Raw genomic sequence first — 19655 nt, forward strand, 5'->3', positions numbered from 1 at the left:
ATTCACTCTAATCGAGGAGAAACCGCTATGACTACAAGCGTTGGAAAAGGCAACAATTCCCGGACCGCCACCGCAATTGCGTTGGCCGCGACCTTGGGCGTCGCAGCGCTCGCCATGGCACCTCAGGCAGACGCGGCATCCTGGGTGAAGTGTTATGGCATTGCGCGGGCACACATGAACGATTGCGCAACGACTACCCACTCTTGCGCTGGCCAATCCATTCACAATGGTGGCAAATATTCCTTCCTGCTCCTGCCATCCGGGCTGTGCCAGAAGATTGTTGGCGGCAGTTTGGTACCCGGCAAGTAGGGGCCCTGCCGTGGGTACCTGCTCTCTTGTCCTGCATCGGATGGACCAGGTATACGCCCGCCTGGTCGATGCCAGCCAGCATCTTTCATCTTTGGCTGCATTGGCCGCGCGGTGGTGGATAGCGCAGATATTCTGGAATGCCGGGATGGTGAAGCTGCAGAGCATGACCTCCACTATCGCGCTCTTTCGGTACATGTATCACGTTCCCCTGCTGCCGCCAGTATGGGCAGCCTACTTGGGTACGGGTATCGAGCTGGTCTTTCCGGTATTGCTGGTATTGGGACTGGCTGGGCGCGTCGCTGCCGCTTTCCTTTTTTTCTACAACATTGCAACCATCATTTCTTATCCGCAGATGGGCATGGCCGGCATACTGGATCAAGTACCCTGGGGGATCTTTCTCTTGTATCTGACAGTGTATGGACCCGGAATACTGTCAGTAGATGCCATTCTCCAGAAATTCCTGCACAAAGCCGGGTAGGTGATCTCTTTCTACCGCCTAGGCCTACGCCCAGGCTTGGTGGGAAACCACGTGGTAACAACTGAAAAGGAGTAGTGCAAATGGAACAGAAAATGAACGACCGTAACCATATTTTCCGGAAGGCCGTTTTGGCTGGGGCTCTGACGCTTGCCGGGGCAGGATTCGCCAGCACCGCCTGGGCTGGGATGATGCCCCACGGCTACGTCAAGTGTTATGGAATCGCCAAGGCACACCAGAATCAGTGTATGTCCATTGGGGGTATCACCCGTGGTTCTGCCACCACCAACGGCAACCCGGATGCGTGGCTGGCGGTGCCCAAAGGTGTTTGCCTGAAGATCGTTGGGGGTAGTCTAACCCCCGGCAAGTAAGGGGTATTCGGGTCCGGGGTTTGCCCTGGACCCGGTTGGATGTTATCAGGATCTTTTCCCGTGCCCTGCAGAGGAAAAGGCCTTGACCCCAGGAGAAAACCACATGCTAGACACTCTGGAAACCGATACAACCGTTCCTGGATCACGAAGCATCGACGCCATCCCTGCCGCTGCGGGCATTGGATTGCGCGCGGCACACTACGATGATTTTTTGGCAATGGCACCGGAGGTCGCATGGGTAGAAGTACACAGCGAAAACCTCTTTGCCGCCGGTGGCAAGGTCCACCGCGTCATGGAGCAGGTGCGTCGTGACTATCCCCTGAGCCTGCATGGCGTCGGCCTTTCTCTGGGTAGTGCGGACCCTCTCAATCTGGATCATCTACGCCAACTCAAGCGGGTGATACAGCACTATGCTCCTGGGCTGGTTTCAGAGCATCTATGTTGGATTTCAGTAGGTGGAAGGTATCTCCACGACCTCTTCCCACTACCCGGAACAGAGTCCATGCTGGCACATCTGGTCCCTCGTATCCAACAGGTGCAGGAAGTCCTCGGGTGTCAGATTCTGATCGAGAATGTCTCTGCCTATCTGCGTTTTTCCGGCGATGCGCTGCCCGAGTGGGCCATGCTCAACACACTGGCAGAGAAAACCGGCTGCGGGTTACTCGTGGATATCAACAACCTCTTTGTCAGCAGTCGCAACCAACACTTCGACCCCCTCGTCTACCTCGCCAATCTCCATCGTGAGGCGGTACGGGAAATTCATCTGGCCGGGTTTTCGGTGGAAGAAGTAGAAGGCACAACGGTGCTCATCGACACCCATAGCTGTCCAGTGTGGCCGGAGGTCTGGGACTTGTATGCCCGTTCCTTGCGCATGTTCGATCATCGGGTGCCCACCCTTATCGAATGGGACAGCGACTTGCCAACCATCGATATCCTGTTGGGCGAAGCGGCCGAGGCGCAAAGGCTGTTGGAGAACACCCATGGATGAGATTCGGCAATGGCAGGAAGCCTTTTGCCATGCCTTGCTCGCCGACGAGGAAGGGGTGGAACTGCCGGGACTCGTCGGCCCCATTTCCGCTGCGGCATCCACAGCCATCTATCGCAACAATGTCCTGGAGGGATTTCGGCTGGCTCTGGCAGATATCTACCGAGTCGTGGAAACGCTGGTCGGTGAGGAGTGTTTTCGTGCTCTTTGTTTCGACTATGTGCGTGTCCTCCCCTCGGCTTGCGGGGACCGCAATGCCTACGGTGGGGCGTTGCCCGATTGGTTGCTGACCCATCCTCTCGTTCAATCGGTACCCTATTTACCCGACCTGGCGCGCCTCGAGTGGGCGCAGCACGAAGCCTATCAAGCGGCGGAGGGGTACGCCGAAAACGGCCTGCATCATTCCCTGCAACTCGTGGAGTCCGACTACCCCATTTTTTCCATCTGGGCATTTTGTCAGGATCCCAAAAACGCAGAGACTCTCGATCTGGATCGCCTAGCGGGTGAGACCGTGCTGGTGGCGAGACCACAGGAAGAGGTGATGATGCGCCCCATGGAGCCGACAGAGGCGCTGTGGTACCGGTCACTCCTGTCGGGAGCGAGCCCCGTGGAAGCCGCTGCCCTGGTACAAAATCGCGAGCCCGGAATACACGTGCGTGGATTTTTGGAAACCGCACTGATCGCAGGACTTTTGGTGGAATGGCAATGACGGAGAATGCTCCGGAGCGATACTCCCCAGACCAGTGGGTAGATGTCTATGGTGATGCCCTGTTTCGTCATGCCCTGTTTCGCCTGAATGGCAATTGTGCCTTGGCGGAAGACCTGGTGCAGGAGACCTTGCTGGCCGCTTGGCTGGGTCGAGAGAACTATGCAGGGGCGGCAAGGGAAAAAACCTGGATGTTCGGTATCCTGGAGCACAAGCTGTTGGATCATTTTCGCCAGCAACAGCGGCATCCCCAGGTTTCCTTCCCGGAAGGCGAGAACGACGAAGACGAAATGGAACAACTACTGTTTCGCGCTGATGGCCGCTGGGCGCTGCGCCCCGGGAATTGGGGCCAAAATCCAGAAAAACTGGCGGAAGATCGAAATCTCCGGGAGGCTCTGCAACGTTGTGTGGCGGATTTGCCCGAGGCACAGCGTATGGCGTTCGTGCATCGGGAATGGTTGGGCGAGGATACCGCCTACTGTGCCCAGCAGCTTTTGACGAGCATCAATCACTTGGCCGTTTTGTTGCACCGGGCACGATTGCGCATCGCCCGTTGCCTCGAGGCACTATTTCCGCAGGGAGAGGCGCGTTCGTGAAGTATCGTCACCTCATGTTGACCTGTAAGGAGGCGGCTCAAGAAATCTCCAAAGCGCAGGATGGCCGCTTATCCACGCGCGAGCGTTTAATGCTGGCGATGCATCTGCTCTTTTGCGCCTCCTGCCGACAATACCAACGACAGGTACATTGGCTGAGCGAAGTCTCCCGGAAATTGTTGGCACGATGGAGTGATCAACGCTTAGGCGAGGATTTCAAGCAAGGATTGCGTGAGCGATTGCGTCGATGCGACGCGACGGGACAGGCAACCGATCTCTATACGAATCCGTCGGACGATGAGACCGGTGGAGACCGCAGTGACGCAGACAGCAGGAGTCCGAAATGAGTAAATTAGCGATTGTGTTGCTTTCCGATATGAAGGATCCAGTAAAAGTAGAAATGGCCATGCGCTATGCATTAGTGGCCAAACAAGAAAACGTACTAAAAGATATACGGTTCTATTTCTTTGGTCCTGGGGTGCGTGTTCCCGGGCAGGTTATGGGAGATCAACAAGCACTCCGGGAAGTTCTTGACCAACTTCTGGACAGTGGCATAGCAACGGTCGCTTGTATCTACAATGCACGCCAAGCAGGAGAGGAAGAAAATCTGCGCAAGGCAGAGATCGAGGCAAAAGCCATTGGTTCGGAATTGACGCGTCTGATAGCGGATGGCTATCAGCTCCTGTCCTTTTAGAATGCGCCGAGCGATGACAATCCGCATGCACACAAAAGTTCTCTTCAGCATACTGTTAGCCGCCAGCCTGTCTTTGGTGGTCTTTACCCCGGCCGATGCCAGTACTTTGGCAACTGGCCAGCAAACCGTTGAGCAAAAGCTGTGGACGCAGACGCTGCCGAAACAGTTAAGGAAGCTCTGACCTAGCCTAAAAAGGTGCGCCTTGTCCCCAGTATTGACCTAAGCACGTTGCTATCAGGTCACTTATCCGTCAAATTCCCCCATTTTCTGGAGAATTATTGGATATTGGGCACACCACTCCCTACGCGGCCAGGAGATATCTCCTCAGCATGTACAGATTGGCCAAGGCAAAGAGCGTGGTCAGTTGAGCACCGTTCTTGGCCAGACCCCGATATCTGGTTCGCTGATAACCGAATTGGCACTTCAGCACCCGGAAGGCGTGTTCTCCCCGGGCACGGATCCGGGCAATGGCGCGGTTGTAGCGCTTGAGGGCCGCCAAGCCGGTTTTCTGCCCAGGATAGCGTCGCCGCGCTACCGCGTTCCGTATGCCTCGGGCCACCAGCGTGTCATGCACCTGGGGATAGTCATAGCCCCGGTCAGCGAGGACCACCGACTCCTCTCCGGTAAGGAGCCCCTCCAGCCGCTGATGATCCGGTACCTTGGCCGCCGTGAAGTCCACCGCCTGTACGATACCTTGGAGATCCGTTGCCACATGCGCCTTCATCCCGAAATACCACTGATTCCCTTTCTTGGTGGAACTCATCTCTGGATCCCGCTTGCGGTCTCGGTTCTTGGTGGAGCTCGGGGCGTGAATCAAGGTGGCATCCACGGTCTTGCCTTCCTGCAGCAAGAGCCCTTTCTCCTGCAACACGGACTGCACCTCGGCAAAGATGGCCTGGGCAAGCGCATGGCGCTCCAGTAAGCGGCGGAACTTCAGGATCGTGGTCTCATCGGGAACGAAGTCCCGACCCAAGTCGATACCGACGAATTGACGGAGCAGAGGAACCTCGTACAGGGCCTCTTCCATCCCCGGATCGGAGTAGCCGAACCATTGCTGGAGAAAGTGGATCCGCAGCATCCGCTCCAAAGGCATAGGTTTGCGGCCGCTGCCCCCCTTGGGGTAGTGCGGCTCGATCAAGGCCACAAGCCTGGCCCAGGGAACCACGGCATCCATCTCGGCCAGAAAGCGTTCTCGCTTGGTCTGCTTGCGGCGTCGCGACAGGCTGGGCTCCTCGGCAAAGGTTATCTGTCCGGACATGGATAGCATCTCCTCGCTACTCGGTCAGCCCATTGTATCAGATGGCTAAATCAGAGACTCCTTAACGTATATCCAGGATGGTCACGGCGGACCGGTTATTTATGATTTTCAGGACCCAAACTGCCCGTACTGTCATGCCCTTTATGAAAACGAAGCCCCGCTCATATGGGAAGGCAAGTTGACCGTGCACTATGTACCTATAGCAATCCTGACGCCGGAGAGCGCGGGAGAAGCGGCGGCATGGCTATCATCGCCGCATCCAGTGCAAACGCTGCAGCATTTTGAAGCGATCGTGGGAACCGCATTTCAAACGGGGGATTTCGCGCATCTCCCCCATGTACAGGTAACGGCAAAAATCCGCGAGGAACTGCAGGAAAACAAGAAAATGTTTCTTGAGTTAGGTTTTGATGGCTGTCAAACAGCGCCACGGATTGAACAGATTTAAGATGAAATCAGCGGCATCATTGACCATGTCGAGGCATGCCAGAACGCGCATTTGACCATTTTATATCAAATGGTTGATCTGCCAGTAATGCTTTGGAAGACTGTTCAATATTCTGCGCTAATGGCTGTTCAACCGATGATGCTGCTTGACAAACAAACCTTTCTGTGACGGCTCGCATCAACGAGTGGGCTTTGACGGTACGGAAACGGCCGATCGCCGGGCCTATTTAGACCAAGCAAAGCGCATTCCGGGTCCGGTTATGTCGCTCACAGATGTCGAGAGCCTGTGCTCAGCCGCACGTTTTTGTGATCCCAATGGACAAGTCTGGAATCTCGTCTTAAAAACAGACCACCCAACGTCCCAGCAGCATTTCGTTACCCAGACGTGCGACTGTCCATCAGGTCGACTCGTCGCCTGGGACGACAAAACAGGCGAGGCTGTTGAGAAGGCCTTCGAGCCCTCTATTGCGCTGATTGAAGATCCTGACCAACACTGCTCTGGCCCAATCTGGCTCCGAGGCTACGTTCAGATCTATGGCGTCGATGGTTTCGCCTATGAACTCCGTAATCGCGTTACGCTATGCCGATGTGGTGCGTCCAAGAACAAGCCCTTCTGCGATGGCTCGCATATCGCCATTGGGTTTATTGATCGGCTCTAATCGAGTGCAGATCAGTTCCTCTTGCACACAAAAATCTCACAAACCATATCCATGCGCCCCTTGCTTGAGGCATAGGTTCCCAATGTCCGCTTTCAGTCTTTTGCTGTCCAAACCCTTTGACGCTCCGGCGGTATGACTCCGTGGGTACCGCCTGTCAGGTGCTCCAGGTCAGTATAGCTATCGGTGTCACTCCAGTTCAACATCGTTGCGGTCCGGTCCAGCCTTCCTGGATTCCCGTTCTTGCTTCTGCTTCTCCCGCTCTGCCCTCTGCTTCTCTTGCGCCTTCTGACGCTGCCGATCCAGAAGTTGTTCGTGCCAGTACCGCTGGAAGCCGGTGCTCGCTTCCTGGGCGGGTTCCATCCCGGCATTCAGCGCGTCGTCCAGAGCCTTTTCCGGGATACGCACCGGGCCCGGCCTATCTGGGATCGTCAGCCCATAGTCCTCGACGGCGGAGTAGGAGATGGTCTTGCCGTCCCTCTCGAAGGACTTGCCCTCGATGGCGACCAGATGCCGCAGTTGCAGGTCCTGGGACGCACGGGCTTTCTCGATGGCCGCGTTCTGATAGACGATGTGCGCCCGATAGTCGGTGCCCTCGATGAGGATGTAGCTGCGGTCGTACTGCTCGTCCAGGCCGGTGCCCAGCACCCGGCCTACCAGGCGTTCCCCCGGCCGGAGCCTGGTCACCTGGGGCGGACAGCGGGGTTCGGTCATGAGGGCGCGGGCATGGGCGACCATCTTCGTGCGGGTCTGCAGGATTTCCAGTTCCCGCAACGCCTTGGTCCAGCCCGCCTCCAGCGCCCAGGTGGAGGAAGCGATCTTCTGGGCCAGCCCCAGCCGCTCCAGGGACTCCAGCCGCCGCATCCGCAGTCGCTGGTCGGCGTAACCCCGGTCTCGGGGTTTCCGGACCACCTCGGCAAGAAAAGACATCCCATCGGGCAAGGGCTTAGCCTGCCGTTCGATCTCCCGGTCCAGTGGCGTCAGTTTGCGGGCATCTATCTGCTGCTCTTTTGCCCGCTGGACCTCGGCGGGGGAGCGATAGCCCAGACGCTCGGTAGCCACCTCCGACGCCAGATCGCGCATCCCCTTCCGGATCAGGTCCGGGGCGATCTGCAAGCCGTTATTGCCGCGGATCAGCAGATGCACGTGCGGATGCCCGGTATTGTAGTGATCAATGGCGGCCCACTCGACCTTTTCCGGGTGCCCGGTCAGGTGCGGAGCCAGCCGGGCCATGTAGTCGCGGGTGTACTCCCGCAAGTCCAGCCGGTCGCCGTCTTCCGGGGCCAGAATGACCTTGAACAATCGGGGATCACCAGCCAACTGCCAGTCTTGCAACCGGGATGCAAGCGAAACCTTATCCTGCTTGGCATCGAAGCCATGCCCCTTCTCGCCATCTTTCTGGGCATCCTCACGCTCCAGATAACTCCCATGGGCCGCCCACTGTCCCTGCTTGCGGTTGGGAACGTAGTTGACCTTCACCGTCGCCCGTCGGGCGGCTCCGGCATTCGGCGCACCGCTCGGCGCGGGCTTGAGCGCTCGGCGGCCAGACAGGATGCCCGATACCGCCTTTGCCCCGGTCATCGATCGGGGCAGCGCCCGCCGCTCCGCCGTGATCCGGCGCAGGACGCGGGCCGCCTGAGGCCGGCCGCGCCGTTCCTCTTCCTCGATGGTACGGCCGCGAACGAAGGATTTGCCCGATACCGACGTATCAGATCGCTTCTCGCTCACAAGAGTCCCCAGAAAGTCACCAGCAGAAACAGCATCAGCAGCAGGAACCCGGTAACCTGCCAGATGCGCCGGGTAACTCGATCGTCCCTGGCCTGCACCAGGCAGGCGAGGCCCGACAGCAACAGGAGCAGCGCCCCGGACGGGGCCATCAGCAACGCGCCCACGGCTCCACTCGACAGCCAGCGGGGCGGCCGCCCAACGGCGAGGAGGTACCCGTAGCCGGTACCCAGAGCGAAGGCGATGACCAATGCAGACAGGACCCCAAGCAGCGGATAGGCCCAGGCCCCCCAGGGCTCCGGCACACCTCGCTCCGCTTCGCCCGCATTGGCCTTTGGCTGCGTCGGCTGGGCCTCTGGTTCCCTGGAGGGGCTCCCCTGCTCTGGACTGGATCGGGAAGCGGGACCACGCTCCAGCGCCTCGGCAATGGCGGCGGGACTTTCCCCCATAGCCGGTTCGGGAGCCGGAGGAAGTTGCATGGCCTTTCCAAAAAGCCTCCCGGCCCACCTCCAGCGCGGCACCCAGACCGTGCCGCCCGGCGTGTCCTTGCGCAGGGCGCGGGGCGGAATGTACGGCTTATTCTGAAAGTCGGATTTCGTCTTCTGCATCACCCCATTCCTCCAGGATACGACGACGGGCATAGCCGATCAGGTCTTCCTTCCGCGTCCGGTAAAATCCCTCCAGCAGGAGGCGCTTGACGAGCATCTCCGCCTCGTCGCCCAGGCTTGCTGCCAGCCAGTCGGCCAGCTGCGTCTCTGGATCCACGGAATAGGCGGCGTACAGCAGGGGTAGATACCGTCGCGGGTCCTGCAATAACCGCGTTGCCCGCTCTTTCACCTCCGGCGTCACAGCCAGAACACCACGATCTTTTGCCCGTTGGCGCCCGGGGTACGGATCTGCACCCGGCCTTGCAGGACCTTGCCCTGATCCAGCGCCTGAAGCACGGCACGGCGGTTATTGTCCTTACGGTAAAGCCAGCCCACGGGAACGTCTGGCCGGGTATCGAGCCAAACGCCTACCGCGTCCGGGTCATAGGGATTACGGGTATCCCGGCGCAGAAAGACCGCATTCTCGGCGGGCAGTCCGGTCATCCCGGTCGCCGCGGGGAACTCCCGGTTAAAGGCTAAATTCGATACCCGGCGCATGGCGCTCCTCTCCTTTCTCCGCGACAAAACCCCTTGGCCCGGCACGCACTGCGAGGACATCGGGGCAGGTCTGGCGGATGAGCCATTGGGCGCCCGGGCGGTCCGGGCGATCCGGTCCCTCCCGAAGTCCGGTTCCCTGCGGAAAGAGCGCCACGGCGTTTCCGCCCCGCAAAGCCCTTGCCAGGGTCCGCAAACCGAAGGGGCTTTCCGAATCTAGGGCTATCATCCGGTGTCCCCCCGCCATGCGCCCGTAAGTCCGCAGCAAGCGGGACCAGACAGGGTGGCGGGCGTAATCGGGATCGATGGGGAACAGCGCCCCGCGCATCCCGACGGCATGGGTCAACCACCAGGCCAGCCGGGGTCCATCCAGCAGCGAGGTATGGGGACGGGCGAGGATCAGCAGACCGCTCATGCGCGTTTCCTCGGTTTGCCGGCCCGGACCGTTCGGGACCCAGAAGCCGGCTCTTGCTTCGGCCACTCGGTTCCCAATTTCAACGGATCGTCCCGATCCGGCCAGAAGGCGGCGCTACAGGAAGGGCAGCGGTAATAGGGCTTGCCCGTGGACGTGGCCCGCGCCTGGGTGGCCGTACCATGGCAATGGGCACAGTCCGGTCCCTTGTCGTAGGTCCGGTTATCTGGTTGCCGTGTGCCAAAAGGTTCCCCCGGCTTGCCGTGGTCGTCGGCCAGCAAGGGGTGGGCATCCTGGTTGGAGCAGGCCCAGAAGAAAAGCCCCTTTTTCGTCTTGGACTCCAGACGCCGGACGGTCGCGTCGCCCTTGCAGAGGGGGCATGGGAGGGTGGCGGCGTTTTGCTTGCCGCCGCCTGCTGGGGCGGCCAGGGCCGCTCCCTGTTTGAGCCTGGCCACGGCGGCCCGCACCGTGTCCGCAACCGCCGCCGTCAGCTTTTCGGCGGGAACCCGGCCTTCGGCCACGGCTGAGAGCAAATCTTCCCAACGAGCCGTCGTCGCCGGATCCGCAAACTCGGCCAGATCCTGGCTTTCCAGATACGCGATGAGGGCGCGGCCCTTCGCCGTGGAGATCAACTGCTTACCTTTCTTCTGGAGATACTGCCGCTGAATGAGCCCTTCGATGGTACTGGCACGGGTGGCTTCCGTCCCGAGACCGGAGGTCTCCTTGAGCTTCGCCTTCGCCGCCGGGTCCTCCACAAACTTGTGGATGTTGGACATGGCCTCGATCAACGAGCCGTCGGTGAACCGTGCTGGCGGCTTGGTCTGCTTTGCCTGCGCCTGCCCGCCTTGACCACGCACCGCATCTCCGGTTTGCAGGACCGGGAGCGGTGCCCTGGCTTCGTCGTCGCCTTCTTCCTCATCGAGGGAGATATTCCCATAGAGGCGCTTCCAGCCCGGGTCGATATCCTGGCGGCCGGTGGCCTTCCAGGTCTCGCCCCCGAGATCCACCAGGGCCGACAGGCTCCGGTAGCGGTACTCCGGCAGGAACAGCGCCACATAGGACTTCCAGATCAGCTCAAAGAGCCTCGCCTCGTCCCCGCCGAGTCCCGCGGCACTCTGGCCGGTCGGAATGATGGCGTTGTGTGCCGTAATCTTGGCATTGTTCCACGCGGCGTGCTTGCGACCGGTATCCAACATTCCTTTGATCGCGTCAGGAACCGGCAAGGCCCGCAGGATTCTGGGCGCGTCGGAGTGCTGCTCTTCCGGCAAGTAGCGGCAGTCGGTACGCGGGTAGGTGGTGACCTTCTTCTCGTACAGCGCCTGACAGGTATCCAGCACTTGCTGAGCGGACATGCCGAAACGGGCGGAGGCCACCTTCTGGAGCGCCGACAAGCTGAAAGGCAGCGGTGCCGCCTGCTTCTGCTCCCGGGACTCGAAACGCGATACCCGGCCCGGCCCGCTGGCCTTGGCGGCTATCGCATCGGCCAGTTTCCGGTCGATCAGCCGGCCTTCCTCATCAAAGCCTGGGCCGTCCGTCCCTCTGGGCTCCCACTTCGCCAGAAACGCTCCATTGGCGTGCTGGCACTGGGCAAAGACCTCGAAGTAGTCGCGGGGAACGAAATGCTCGATGGCCAGATCCCGCCGGACCACCAAAGCGAGGGTGGGCGTCTGCACCCGGCCCAAAGGGAAAAGGTCCCCGGACTTGACGGTCACCGCGCGGGAGAGGTTCATGCCCACCACCCAGTCGGATTGACTGCGGGCCTCGGCGGCATCCCTCAGGGGCCGGTATTTCTCGTTGGACTCCAGGGCGGCGAAGGCCTTGCGGACATTCTCGGTATCCAGGGCCTTGAGCCACACCCGCTGGACGCGGCCGCGATAGCGGAAATGCTCCAGAATCTCGTCGATCAGCAGTTGCCCTTCCCGGTCCGGGTCTCCCGCGTTGATGACGGTATCCGCCGTCTTCAAGAGACTCCCGATTTTCTGGAGCTGGTCTTTCGCGTCCCGCTTGGGAAACTTCTTCCATTCGGCAGGCATGATCGGCAGGTCCTCCATTCGCCAGACCTTCTTGCCCTTGGCCGTCTTGGGGACAGAATCGGGCAGATAGGCGTCGGGTTCCGCCTGCTCCAGGATGTGACCAAAGGCGTTGGTGATCTCATAGTTGCGGGCCTGTGCCCCAAGACCCTCGCGGATGGCGCGAGCCATGGACGGCTTTTCGGCAATGATGACGGTTGGCATGAGCTATCTCCCAAAATACGCTGCGTTTGGGTATAGCCAGGCGCCGTGGCGATCGGTAGGAGATGGGCTGTAGCCAAAGGTCGAGCAGGCGCCGAATCAAACGGAAATAGGACCCGCACGGGAAAGCTATACCAAACCCGTGCGGATCTTTATCTTGCGTTCCATGATTTCCGCTAAAATTTAACAGTCGGTATCGTTTATGATAGCGTGAACCGTTCACGCTATCATTTGTGGTACCAACTAGGGAGCGCAGGCATGAAGCGGAAAAAGACGCTGGAACAGAAAACCTGGGATCGGGAACGGGTGATGGCGGGGCGGAAAAGGCTGCCACCCATCATCCAGGGTCGGATTCTGGCTGCGGAAGGCATCACCCTATCGCCTCAGTGCGCCACATTACTGCGGGCTATCCTGGAACAGACCACATGGGGGAGCGATCAATGGATCTTCGACGGAGTGGTCGGGCTGGTGGCGCAGCAGGCCGGATGCTCCACCGCTCAGGCGAACCGGTGTGTCAGTCGCTTCGTAGAGTTGGGCATCCTCGCCCCGACGAAAGCGTCCAATGGGTGTGGGAAGCCGAAGGAATACATTGTCCGCGCTGGATCGGGGGCCTCGGCGGAGCCGAGGCCGGAGCGAAGGATTATAGCGGGGCAGGAAAACCTTCCGTCCAGCATCCGGGGTCGGATACTGGCCGCGGATGGCCTCACCCTGTCGCCTCGATGCGCCACGCTGCTGCTGGCCATCCTGGAACAGACCGTGCGGGGGAATGATCAATGGATATTTGACGGAGTGGTCGGGGTGGTGGCGCAGCAGGCCGGATGCTCCACCACTCAGGCGAAACGGTGTGTCAGTCGCTTCGTAGAGTTGGGCATCCTCGCCCCGACGAAAGCGTCCAATGGGTGTGGGAAGCCGAAGGAATACATTGTCCGTGTCGAAGCGGAAATGCTGAGCTAACGGCCGCAGAAGGCCCGCCACGGTGGGCGGGCCTGGAAGGGGTCGGCGGACGCCTATTCGATCTCGGCGGCTTCCTGCTTCCGGGATACCGGAACGGCCTCGGCCGGCGTCCGCGGGGTTCTGGCCGCTTCCATCACCTGCTTCCGGCTCGCCGTCAGACGGTCGGTGGCGCGAGTCCGCTTCTCGACAGGAATCCCCTCGATGGTGACGTAACGGCCGTACTTATGGAGAGCTTCCCCGAGACGGTCCAGTGTGTCGTGAACGGCACGGTAGGCCGCCCCTCGGCCGGCATACCCGCCGACCTCCTGCATGACCTGGACGGCGATATTCTCGCCCCGCCCGGCTCCGTCGCGCTTCACGAAGACGAGTTTCCCGTCCGGCCCCAGCCGCCAATCGAACAGATGCGTGTTTTCGGAGAGGACCCGGTAGATGGCGTAATGCCTGGGGTTGAGTTCCGCGGCGGCGGCCAGGGACAGGGATCGGGATAGCCGGGATACCGCGATGGCCCGATCCGTATCCAGGGCCTCGGATTCAACCTGAGCCGGGACTTCAATCGCTTGCGGCGTCTCGGACAGCGGTTGGTCGTGCAGATGGCCGGGCTCCACCCCATAGTCCCGGGTCGTGTTCTTGCGGTATCGCACGATAGCCGCCCGCAAGCCTGCCGGATCGTCCGGGGTGGCGTCCGCCTCGACCAAGGCTTGCAGAAAAGCCAGACGGGCCGTGTGCTGGGCGTCCTGACGGGACATCCCGGAGGCCTCGACTCCCCGCGTATGATCCTGAAAGGTCTTCTCGAAGGTCCTGAGGCTCGACGGTTCCACGTTCGGCAGGGACACCTCGATACCGCGCAGCCGGGCGGCAAGGCGGATGGACAACTCCGTCACTAGGGCACGGGCCCGGAATCGATTTTCCGCGCTTGGGCTGGCCAGATTCTGCGCTTGTGTTGCCAGCTGCTCGGCGTGGCGTAAACGCGCCGCGCGCTCGGCCGGGCAGGTGGACTGGGATGCCGCCTGACGCTCCCGCTCTGCCCGAGCCCGCCGGAAGTTGGGCAGATGATCCCAGACGGCTTGTATTTCAGCGTCCAGGTCGATCTTCGCTATCCTGGATATGCGGCGAATCAGATCCGCGTGGGACCTTAGGGTCTCCAGAGCGGATTTCGGGTGTCCCGCGGCTTCGGCCTGAGACAGGATTCCATCCAGCGTGGGCGCGGGTTTTGGCTCTTGCGGACACGGTGAGGGTGCTCCGGACGCCACCGCCTCCAGGTCATCGAGTTCAGACATGGATCCCCCTTTCACTGAACGGTTTGCGTGGAGGCGTCCGCCACCATCAAAGCGGCGGTCTGCTCGGACAGCCAGGCCAGGGTATGCGGCTTGTCCGCGTGCGCTTGGAGCCAGCCCCGGATCGCTTCGGCTGGAGTTTGAGACAACTCCTCGAAAGCAGGCGCGAGGTGGCTGAGTCCGGCCTCCATGGCCAAGGCCACCGGGTCGTGCCAATACCTGCCCTTGGCTGCGTCGCAGTAATGCAGGGCAAAAATGTAGGGCTCCCGCTCGCCGGGATCTTGCAAGCAGGCATCGAGGCCGGACTGCAGGTCGGTCAGCAGATCCCGGCAACGGCCGTCGAAATCCTCCTGCCGATCCACAGGGCTGGTCTCCTGGGCGACCAAAACCAAGTTGGCAAAGAGGCGGGCGGTTGCCGCCGCCGCGAGGGTGTGAAAATCGTCTTCCAGCATTGGGGTTCTCCGGTTTCCAGTGCGTATAGCCCACGTACCGGGGTATAGCCGGAGCCGGCTGGGATCGGTAGCCGGGATTACGCAACGCTTTTGCCGAGGATGTGGTGCGAGGCTACCGCGTGCCCTATCGCCAGGGCGACCGGCTCGGGAAGATAAATCTGGATGGAGGGCTTCGCCATGTCCACGTCGATCACCAGCCGCTGCCCTTCCGCCGCCGCCCGGTAGGTCCGGTGCGCATGGGTGGACTGATCCGTCAGCAGGACCAGATAGTGAAAGAGCAGACATCCGACCAGGAATCCGGCCGGAGACTGGAACATGGGGAGGTATCCCTCGGGCTTACGCGGAGCCTCCGGGTTATCCGCTATCCACGGCGCATTTCGCACCGTGAGATCGTGGGCCTGGGACATGTGCAGAAAGGCCAGGCTATCGAGGGCGGGACGGATGACCGCATCCCGCAGCAGCCCGGCCACGATCGTGGCGTTCAAGACGCCTGGCGGGGCGGGCGGGACGCCCTGCTCCAGAAACAGACGGGCTTCCAGCAGGGCGAGGGTCAAGTCCGTGGCCGGCAGGACCCGGGCCGCCCGGTCTTTTTTGCTGGGCTTCGGTGTGCTGGTTTTCTTCATGACAACGCTCCAGGATTCCTAGTTCCTGTCGGTATAGCCAGAGCGTGTTGCGATAGCCCGCAAAAAAGGCCGCCAGCAAGGCGGCCAGGGCAGGTGTTCAAGATGGCAAACCATTCTATCCGGTCAGCGAACGCAAAGGGATGGCCTCCCAAGGGACGAAATACGTCTTGACGATGCGATCCGGGAAAGCCGCTGCGCGTTTCTCCACACCGGGCAACGCTCGCAACGGTTCCCGCCAGGATCCGTTGCGATGCCAGAGGGTACCGCTGAGCACCTCAGCAAGTTCAGGACTGCGTACCGCCACCACAAGGTAGGGGAGGCCGTTTCGCCACTTTGCGGCCAGACCCACAAGGGCAAGGGCGTGTTTACTGGCAAGATCCTCACACATAGCCGATTCATACAAGGCATGGCCTACCAGCGTCGTCTCTGGACCTCTCCGCAACGGGGCACAGATCAACGCTCTCAGGAAGGCCTCCGGATCTCGGAGCCCGGATCGGTCAGTTTCCCAACCCCGCTCAGCAGCGCGCTCCTTCGGCAGAAACGCCCGCAGATCTATCCCGTGATGGTCCCACATGGCGTTGAGGAGGGCTTCCTGCCGGTCGGGCAAGCCCATCCCCATGGCCCGGAAGTTCCGGGCATAGGATTCAACGAGCCGGGCCATCCGGCTTACCCGCTCTACTTCCTGGGGGTCGAAGTCGGGAATTCCACAGGAGGGCTTGCGGGGCCGCTCCCGCAACGCCTTCTCGCAGGCGATGAAGTACCTCCGGGCTTCCCGGCCCTTGTGGTTGTTCTCGACCATGGCCAGCTCCTTGGCCATGTCGAGGGTGAGCAGGTACTCGATGGTGCGCTGGGCGCGGGATTTTGAGCTCCCCAAATTTGGGGAGCTCAAACTTTCAATACAAACATAGTCTTGCCCTTCGATGAATCCGAACTTGGCAATACGGTCCTTGATCCAGGTCGAAAAGTCCTTGCCCGCCTCCAAAAAGCTGTGCAGATCGCGGGCATTGGCGGTCGGGAGGGCTTCCTGGTCCAGATCCGCAGTCTGGATGGGCAGCAAACGGGCTATTTCCAGGTCCTGGTTCTGGGAAATGCGCTTTTCCATGGTGATCTCCTTGGCTGTGAGTTCCATGGTGGTATAGCCAAGAGGCGTTGCGGCCAGGGGCTGCGCGGCGTCCGGCATGGCAGCCTGCATTCTGGCGATAAACAATCCTTTATTTTTCAACAACCTTACCACTCTTACCAAAAGCTATACCAGATGGTAAGGGAAAAATGTCTTAATTTTCATAGGTCTTACCATCCTTACCACCCTTACCGCAAAATGACACTCGTAGCGAGGAAAAATTTCGTTTTTTAGATGGAACTGATTCTCATATAGGGGAGAGGTTCGGAAAAATTTTTTTCTCCATATTTTGGTGTCAAAAGCGGTAAGACCGGTAAGGGGCGGTAAGGTATCTGAAAAATAAAGAAAAACTCCCTTACCATCTGGTATAGCTTTTGGTAAGACCGGTAAGGGGGTCGGTCGTTGAGAGGCTCCAGGCAGCAAAAAAAGACCGCCCATCAGGCGGTCAAGGCAGGTGATTGGAACTCACAGCTACATCAGGAGACTGGCCACCGGATGTCTGGGATGTGGGGCCTCCCCCGAATCTGCATCCAACACGATCGGCAAGGCCGCTACCGGTATGAGATACACCTTCACCGATGTCCCTCGTAGCCACGCGACTTTTTTCTCTACGCCGGGCACTTCCCGAAGCGCCGACCCCCAGGATCCGTCCGCGTGCCATCGGGTCCCGCGAAGCAAATTGGCCAGGCCCGGGTTGCGCACCGCCACAGCCAAACATGGACTATCTCCCGTCGTCTTGACGGCCATTCCCGCCATCGCAAGGGCTTTTTCGTCATCGGGGTCCGGGGTGGGCTTTCGCAGCACACGGGCGATGGTCTCCCCCACCGTATCGGTGACCCGCTGTACCCGGTCGTCACCGTTTTCGGTGCTGACGGTCTCTTCGATGGTCAGGATCGCCGAGCAGAGCGCCTGCAGAAACATTTCGGCCTCGCTGGCCTGCTCCCGGGCTTCGGTCACCTGTTCGGCGTGGTCGTACATGACGGCCTTCGCCATGTCCTGCATGGGCACTCCCGGCATGGCTCCAGCCGTCCATGCGGCGGCGATGAGCGTTCCGAAGGTGTCCGCCTCGCGGGCATCTCCCCCGGGGGAGAGATGGGGCCACTCCGATTTCAAGGCGTCCAGGGCCTTCCTGAAGCGGTCCCAGCGCTGGATCGTTCCCCAGAAGAGTATCCGGGCCTCATTCAGGGACAGAACCGCTGGTTGCCTGGACCGGGTGATGAGGGGTCTCAGGTAGATCCGGACGATGCGGCTGGCGTCCGCCGGTTCGAGCGTGGGGTCCGATATGGACCCCAGGGCAAAACTTGTGGCGATACGGAAGCTGCGCCCTTTCTGGTCGGACGTGCCCTTGCGCACGTCGCCGCGGGCGCTGTAGGCCGAGCGCATGAGGGAGAGCATCCCGGCCGCGTTCTGCGCCGCACTCGCGGATTGGCTGGTTGCCTCCCGCTCCAGCTCATCGAGGATGCACGGGGAAGAACTGCTCTCCAGCGCCTGCCGGATGCCGGCGGGGGTGGATTCCTTGCCCATGTCGGTGAACCAGGCGTAGCCGCCCAGAGCGTGGTTCAGATAATCCAGCAAGGTGGATTTGCCGGAGCCTCTGGGCGAGATCAGCCAGATGCTCGGCCGGGCTTCCAGGGCTCCCAGAAACACCGTGGACAAGGCCCAGCCAAGGACCAGGAGGGCGGAACTCCGGTAGCGGAAATTCCAGGTGCCGAAATCCCCCAGGATTCGGCGAAGCACCTGGTCGTATTCCGCCTCGCCCGCCCGGACGTAGGACGGTGGCTGATTCTTGCCCTGGGCCGTGTAAATGTTGCGCCGGTCCTCCGCCAGCCGCTCCACCGGCTGGCCTGTGGCGTCGAGCGCCCCGTCCCGGCGGACGATGACCAGACCACCCAGGTCCGGATCGTGCCAGACCCCGCAACCCCGCACCCGGCTTTCTTCCGAAAAAACTCCCCGGGTGATGCAGGCGTCGGTGATCTCCCGCCCGGCGCGGGCTGCGTCGAAGCGGGGATTGCCGTGCGCGTCCAGGTCCCCATAGTGGCTCTCGAAATACCCCCTGCCCATGATGGCCACCAGCATGGGCTGCTGCGTCAGGGCCGAGAGGGAAACCGTCATGAGGTTGTCTTGCGGCCGCGACCAAAGCACAACCGCGTGGCTATCGCTGCTCATGCCCAGCGGCAGGTATCCTCCGTCCCGCGCCGTGGCATCCGTGTTGGTGGCCCGCTCCACCAGTGGAGCAATCAGGGCAGAGTACGCCTGGCCGGCGTCTTCTCCCGCATCGACTAGCAGGTCGTCGAGGCCTCGATGGCGGAGCGTGCGGGACTTCCCTTTGCCTTCCTGGGCCGGGGTCACCCATCCGGCGGATACCCGCAATCCCGTGATAGTCCCCCGGATGAGCTTCGCCGCCTGAAGCGCGGCGAAGTACACGTCGGCGTTGAGGACATATCGCCCGCCGTTCAATCCGGTATAGCTGTCGATCCGTTCCAGCGGGACTTCGGATTTCTTGAGGGGCCTGCCGTCGGAGTCGAGGAGGACAATCAGGGTGTGGAGCCCGTAGTCTTCCACCAACCGGTGCAGCAGGTCGGCCAGCTCGGGGAGCAGGCCCCGTCTTGCTTCCTCGTCTTTTCCAAGCGGGTTCCGGAACATGCGGATGCCGGGCAGGGCCAGGGTCGGGATGCCGGCCTTGCACCCGGCGATGGCTTTTTTCTCCCCTTCGGTGAGCACGGCGACCCCCGCAGAGGCGTGGGGCAGGGCATCCAGGAATTGAGACGGAACATAGACGTGTGAGCCTGACCCCGAGGGGGCCAGATAGCGGGGCGTTTCCCCATCGTGGGCCCCCAGCAGGCGCAGCCGCAAAAAAGGGACATCCTGATCGGCCATCGGCGCTCCCTTCAGAGCGTAGTACGGGATGCTGTACGCGCCTTCGGCGTGGATGCGTTGCTCCCGGTCCCGTCGCAGAGCGGCCCGGGCCGCGACATGATCCAGGACCTGCGCCCCCCGAACATCGGCCAGCGTCAGGCCCGACCGCGCAAGGTCGGCCTCCGCGAGATTTTGCAGCGTTTGCTTTTCGACCATCTCTGTCACCTGCGCAAGGTTTATGTACATATAGCGGCTATTCGTTGCGTCCCGATGCCGACCGCCTTTCCGGGTATAGCCGGGATCCGTTGCGATTCGTCACCAAGCCCTTCGATCCCCGGATCCCCGCGGGAAAATCCCGCTGTCTGCGCATCGCAA

Annotated in this window: 23 protein-coding genes and 1 pseudogene; 12 read left to right on the top strand and 12 right to left on the bottom strand. The window is 61.0% G+C overall.

The window, feature by feature from the left end; all coding sequences use genetic code 11:
• Nucleotides 1–27: 27 nt before the first annotated feature.
• The 8 genes from bufA1 (at nucleotide 28) to M5D89_RS02850 (ending at nucleotide 4133) form a co-directional block, all read left to right on the top strand.
• Nucleotides 28–309: a BufA1 family periplasmic bufferin-type metallophore gene (bufA1, locus tag M5D89_RS02815; protein ID WP_248884255.1), complete on the top strand. Its 282-nt coding sequence runs from the start codon at nucleotides 28–30 to the stop codon at nucleotides 307–309.
• Nucleotides 310–319: 10 nt separating this feature from the next.
• A complete protein-coding gene (locus M5D89_RS02820) occupies nucleotides 320–787 on the top strand; it encodes a DoxX family protein (RefSeq protein ID WP_077272806.1) in 468 nt (155 codons plus the stop codon).
• An 80-nt stretch (nucleotides 788–867) separates the two neighbouring features.
• A complete protein-coding gene (locus M5D89_RS02825; protein ID WP_248884257.1) occupies nucleotides 868–1155 on the top strand; it encodes a BufA1 family periplasmic bufferin-type metallophore in 288 nt (95 codons plus the stop codon).
• Nucleotides 1156–1258: 103 nt separating this feature from the next.
• Nucleotides 1259–2143 (top strand): MNIO family bufferin maturase, encoded by an 885-nt coding sequence (bufB, locus tag M5D89_RS02830; RefSeq protein WP_248884258.1) that lies wholly within the window; start codon nucleotides 1259–1261, stop codon nucleotides 2141–2143.
• Entirely contained in the window at nucleotides 2136–2849 is a 714-nt protein-coding gene (locus tag M5D89_RS02835) for an HvfC/BufC N-terminal domain-containing protein (RefSeq protein ID WP_248884260.1), read from the top strand. Before bufB ends, M5D89_RS02835 begins: the two co-directional genes overlap by 8 nt.
• Complete coding sequence (locus M5D89_RS02840) at nucleotides 2846–3442, top strand: sigma-70 family RNA polymerase sigma factor (RefSeq protein WP_248884262.1); 597 nt, start codon at nucleotides 2846–2848, stop codon at nucleotides 3440–3442. Before M5D89_RS02835 ends, M5D89_RS02840 begins: the two co-directional genes overlap by 4 nt.
• The gene (locus M5D89_RS02845; protein WP_248884264.1) at nucleotides 3439–3786 is read left to right on the top strand and encodes an anti-sigma factor family protein; all 348 of its coding nucleotides are present in this window, start codon (nucleotides 3439–3441) and stop codon (nucleotides 3784–3786) included. The genes M5D89_RS02840 and M5D89_RS02845 overlap by 4 nt, the downstream gene beginning before the upstream one ends.
• Nucleotides 3783–4133, top strand: coding sequence for a DsrE family protein (locus tag M5D89_RS02850; protein ID WP_248884266.1), 351 nt, complete (start codon nucleotides 3783–3785; stop codon nucleotides 4131–4133). Before M5D89_RS02845 ends, M5D89_RS02850 begins: the two co-directional genes overlap by 4 nt.
• Nucleotides 4134–4434: 301 nt before the next feature.
• Here M5D89_RS02850 and M5D89_RS02855 read toward each other — a convergent pair whose 3' ends face one another.
• Entirely contained in the window at nucleotides 4435–5391 is a 957-nt protein-coding gene (locus M5D89_RS02855) for an IS5 family transposase (protein WP_004871535.1), read from the bottom strand.
• A 97-nt stretch (nucleotides 5392–5488) separates the two neighbouring features.
• On the opposite strand from M5D89_RS02855, the pseudogene M5D89_RS14515 reads away from it, so the two are divergent.
• From M5D89_RS14515 to M5D89_RS02865, 3 genes and pseudogenes are all read left to right on the top strand, one after another.
• Nucleotides 5489–5548 (top strand): annotated as a pseudogene (locus M5D89_RS14515) (thioredoxin fold domain-containing protein); the annotation flags it as partial.
• Nucleotides 5549–5569: 21 nt separating this feature from the next.
• A complete protein-coding gene (locus M5D89_RS02860) occupies nucleotides 5570–5836 on the top strand; it encodes a hypothetical protein (protein WP_346347698.1) in 267 nt (88 codons plus the stop codon).
• 145 nt (nucleotides 5837–5981) lie between these two features.
• Nucleotides 5982–6494 (top strand): CDGSH iron-sulfur domain-containing protein, encoded by a 513-nt coding sequence (locus M5D89_RS02865; RefSeq protein WP_248884268.1) that lies wholly within the window; start codon nucleotides 5982–5984, stop codon nucleotides 6492–6494.
• A 186-nt stretch (nucleotides 6495–6680) separates the two neighbouring features.
• Here the strand turns inward: M5D89_RS02865 and M5D89_RS02870 are convergent, their stop codons facing one another.
• The 6 genes from M5D89_RS02870 to M5D89_RS02895 are packed head-to-tail and all read right to left on the bottom strand — an operon-like array spanning nucleotide 6681 to nucleotide 12004.
• Nucleotides 6681–8219 carry a DUF3363 domain-containing protein gene (locus M5D89_RS02870; RefSeq protein WP_248884270.1) on the bottom strand — a complete coding sequence of 513 codons (1539 nt, stop codon included), beginning with the start codon at nucleotides 8217–8219 and terminating at the stop codon, nucleotides 6681–6683.
• Nucleotides 8216–8824: a hypothetical protein gene (locus M5D89_RS02875; protein WP_248884272.1), complete on the bottom strand. Its 609-nt coding sequence runs from the start codon at nucleotides 8822–8824 to the stop codon at nucleotides 8216–8218. The genes M5D89_RS02870 and M5D89_RS02875 overlap by 4 nt, the downstream gene beginning before the upstream one ends.
• Nucleotides 8793–9065 (bottom strand): hypothetical protein, encoded by a 273-nt coding sequence (locus M5D89_RS02880; RefSeq protein WP_248884273.1) that lies wholly within the window; start codon nucleotides 9063–9065, stop codon nucleotides 8793–8795. Before M5D89_RS02880 ends, M5D89_RS02875 begins: the two co-directional genes overlap by 32 nt.
• Entirely contained in the window at nucleotides 9062–9361 is a 300-nt protein-coding gene (locus M5D89_RS02885) for a hypothetical protein (protein ID WP_248884275.1), read from the bottom strand. Before M5D89_RS02885 ends, M5D89_RS02880 begins: the two co-directional genes overlap by 4 nt.
• The gene (locus tag M5D89_RS02890; protein ID WP_215851124.1) at nucleotides 9333–9773 is read right to left on the bottom strand and encodes a 1-acyl-sn-glycerol-3-phosphate acyltransferase; all 441 of its coding nucleotides are present in this window, start codon (nucleotides 9771–9773) and stop codon (nucleotides 9333–9335) included. Before M5D89_RS02890 ends, M5D89_RS02885 begins: the two co-directional genes overlap by 29 nt.
• Nucleotides 9770–12004 (bottom strand): DNA topoisomerase 3, encoded by a 2235-nt coding sequence (locus M5D89_RS02895; RefSeq protein ID WP_248884277.1) that lies wholly within the window; start codon nucleotides 12002–12004, stop codon nucleotides 9770–9772. Before M5D89_RS02895 ends, M5D89_RS02890 begins: the two co-directional genes overlap by 4 nt.
• A 255-nt stretch (nucleotides 12005–12259) precedes the next feature.
• On the opposite strand from M5D89_RS02895, the gene M5D89_RS02900 reads away from it, so the two are divergent.
• Nucleotides 12260–12955: a hypothetical protein gene (locus tag M5D89_RS02900; protein ID WP_215851126.1), complete on the top strand. Its 696-nt coding sequence runs from the start codon at nucleotides 12260–12262 to the stop codon at nucleotides 12953–12955.
• A 53-nt stretch (nucleotides 12956–13008) separates the two neighbouring features.
• On the opposite strand, the gene M5D89_RS02905 is transcribed toward M5D89_RS02900, so the two are convergent.
• The 5 genes from M5D89_RS02905 to M5D89_RS02925 all read right to left on the bottom strand — a co-directional run bounded on the left by M5D89_RS02905 (nucleotide 13009) and on the right by M5D89_RS02925 (nucleotide 19526).
• The gene (locus tag M5D89_RS02905; RefSeq protein WP_215851127.1) at nucleotides 13009–14232 is read right to left on the bottom strand and encodes a hypothetical protein; all 1224 of its coding nucleotides are present in this window, start codon (nucleotides 14230–14232) and stop codon (nucleotides 13009–13011) included.
• 11 nt (nucleotides 14233–14243) lie between these two features.
• The gene (locus tag M5D89_RS02910; protein ID WP_215851128.1) at nucleotides 14244–14681 is read right to left on the bottom strand and encodes a hypothetical protein; all 438 of its coding nucleotides are present in this window, start codon (nucleotides 14679–14681) and stop codon (nucleotides 14244–14246) included.
• Between the two features lie 77 nt (nucleotides 14682–14758).
• A complete protein-coding gene (locus tag M5D89_RS02915; RefSeq protein WP_248884279.1) occupies nucleotides 14759–15304 on the bottom strand; it encodes a hypothetical protein in 546 nt (181 codons plus the stop codon).
• Nucleotides 15305–15419: 115 nt separating this feature from the next.
• On the bottom strand, nucleotides 15420–16484 hold the full coding sequence (locus M5D89_RS02920; protein ID WP_226823188.1) for an antA/AntB antirepressor family protein: 1065 nt from the start codon (nucleotides 16482–16484) through the stop codon (nucleotides 15420–15422).
• A gap of 411 nt (nucleotides 16485–16895) precedes the next feature.
• Nucleotides 16896–19526, bottom strand: coding sequence for a DUF3854 domain-containing protein (locus tag M5D89_RS02925; RefSeq protein ID WP_248884280.1), 2631 nt, complete (start codon nucleotides 19524–19526; stop codon nucleotides 16896–16898).
• Nucleotides 19527–19655 lie beyond the last annotated feature (129 nt).

The sequence above is a fragment of the Acidithiobacillus acidisediminis genome (genome assembly GCF_023277115.1).
Lineage (GTDB): Bacteria > Pseudomonadota > Gammaproteobacteria > Acidithiobacillales > Acidithiobacillaceae > Igneacidithiobacillus > Igneacidithiobacillus acidisediminis.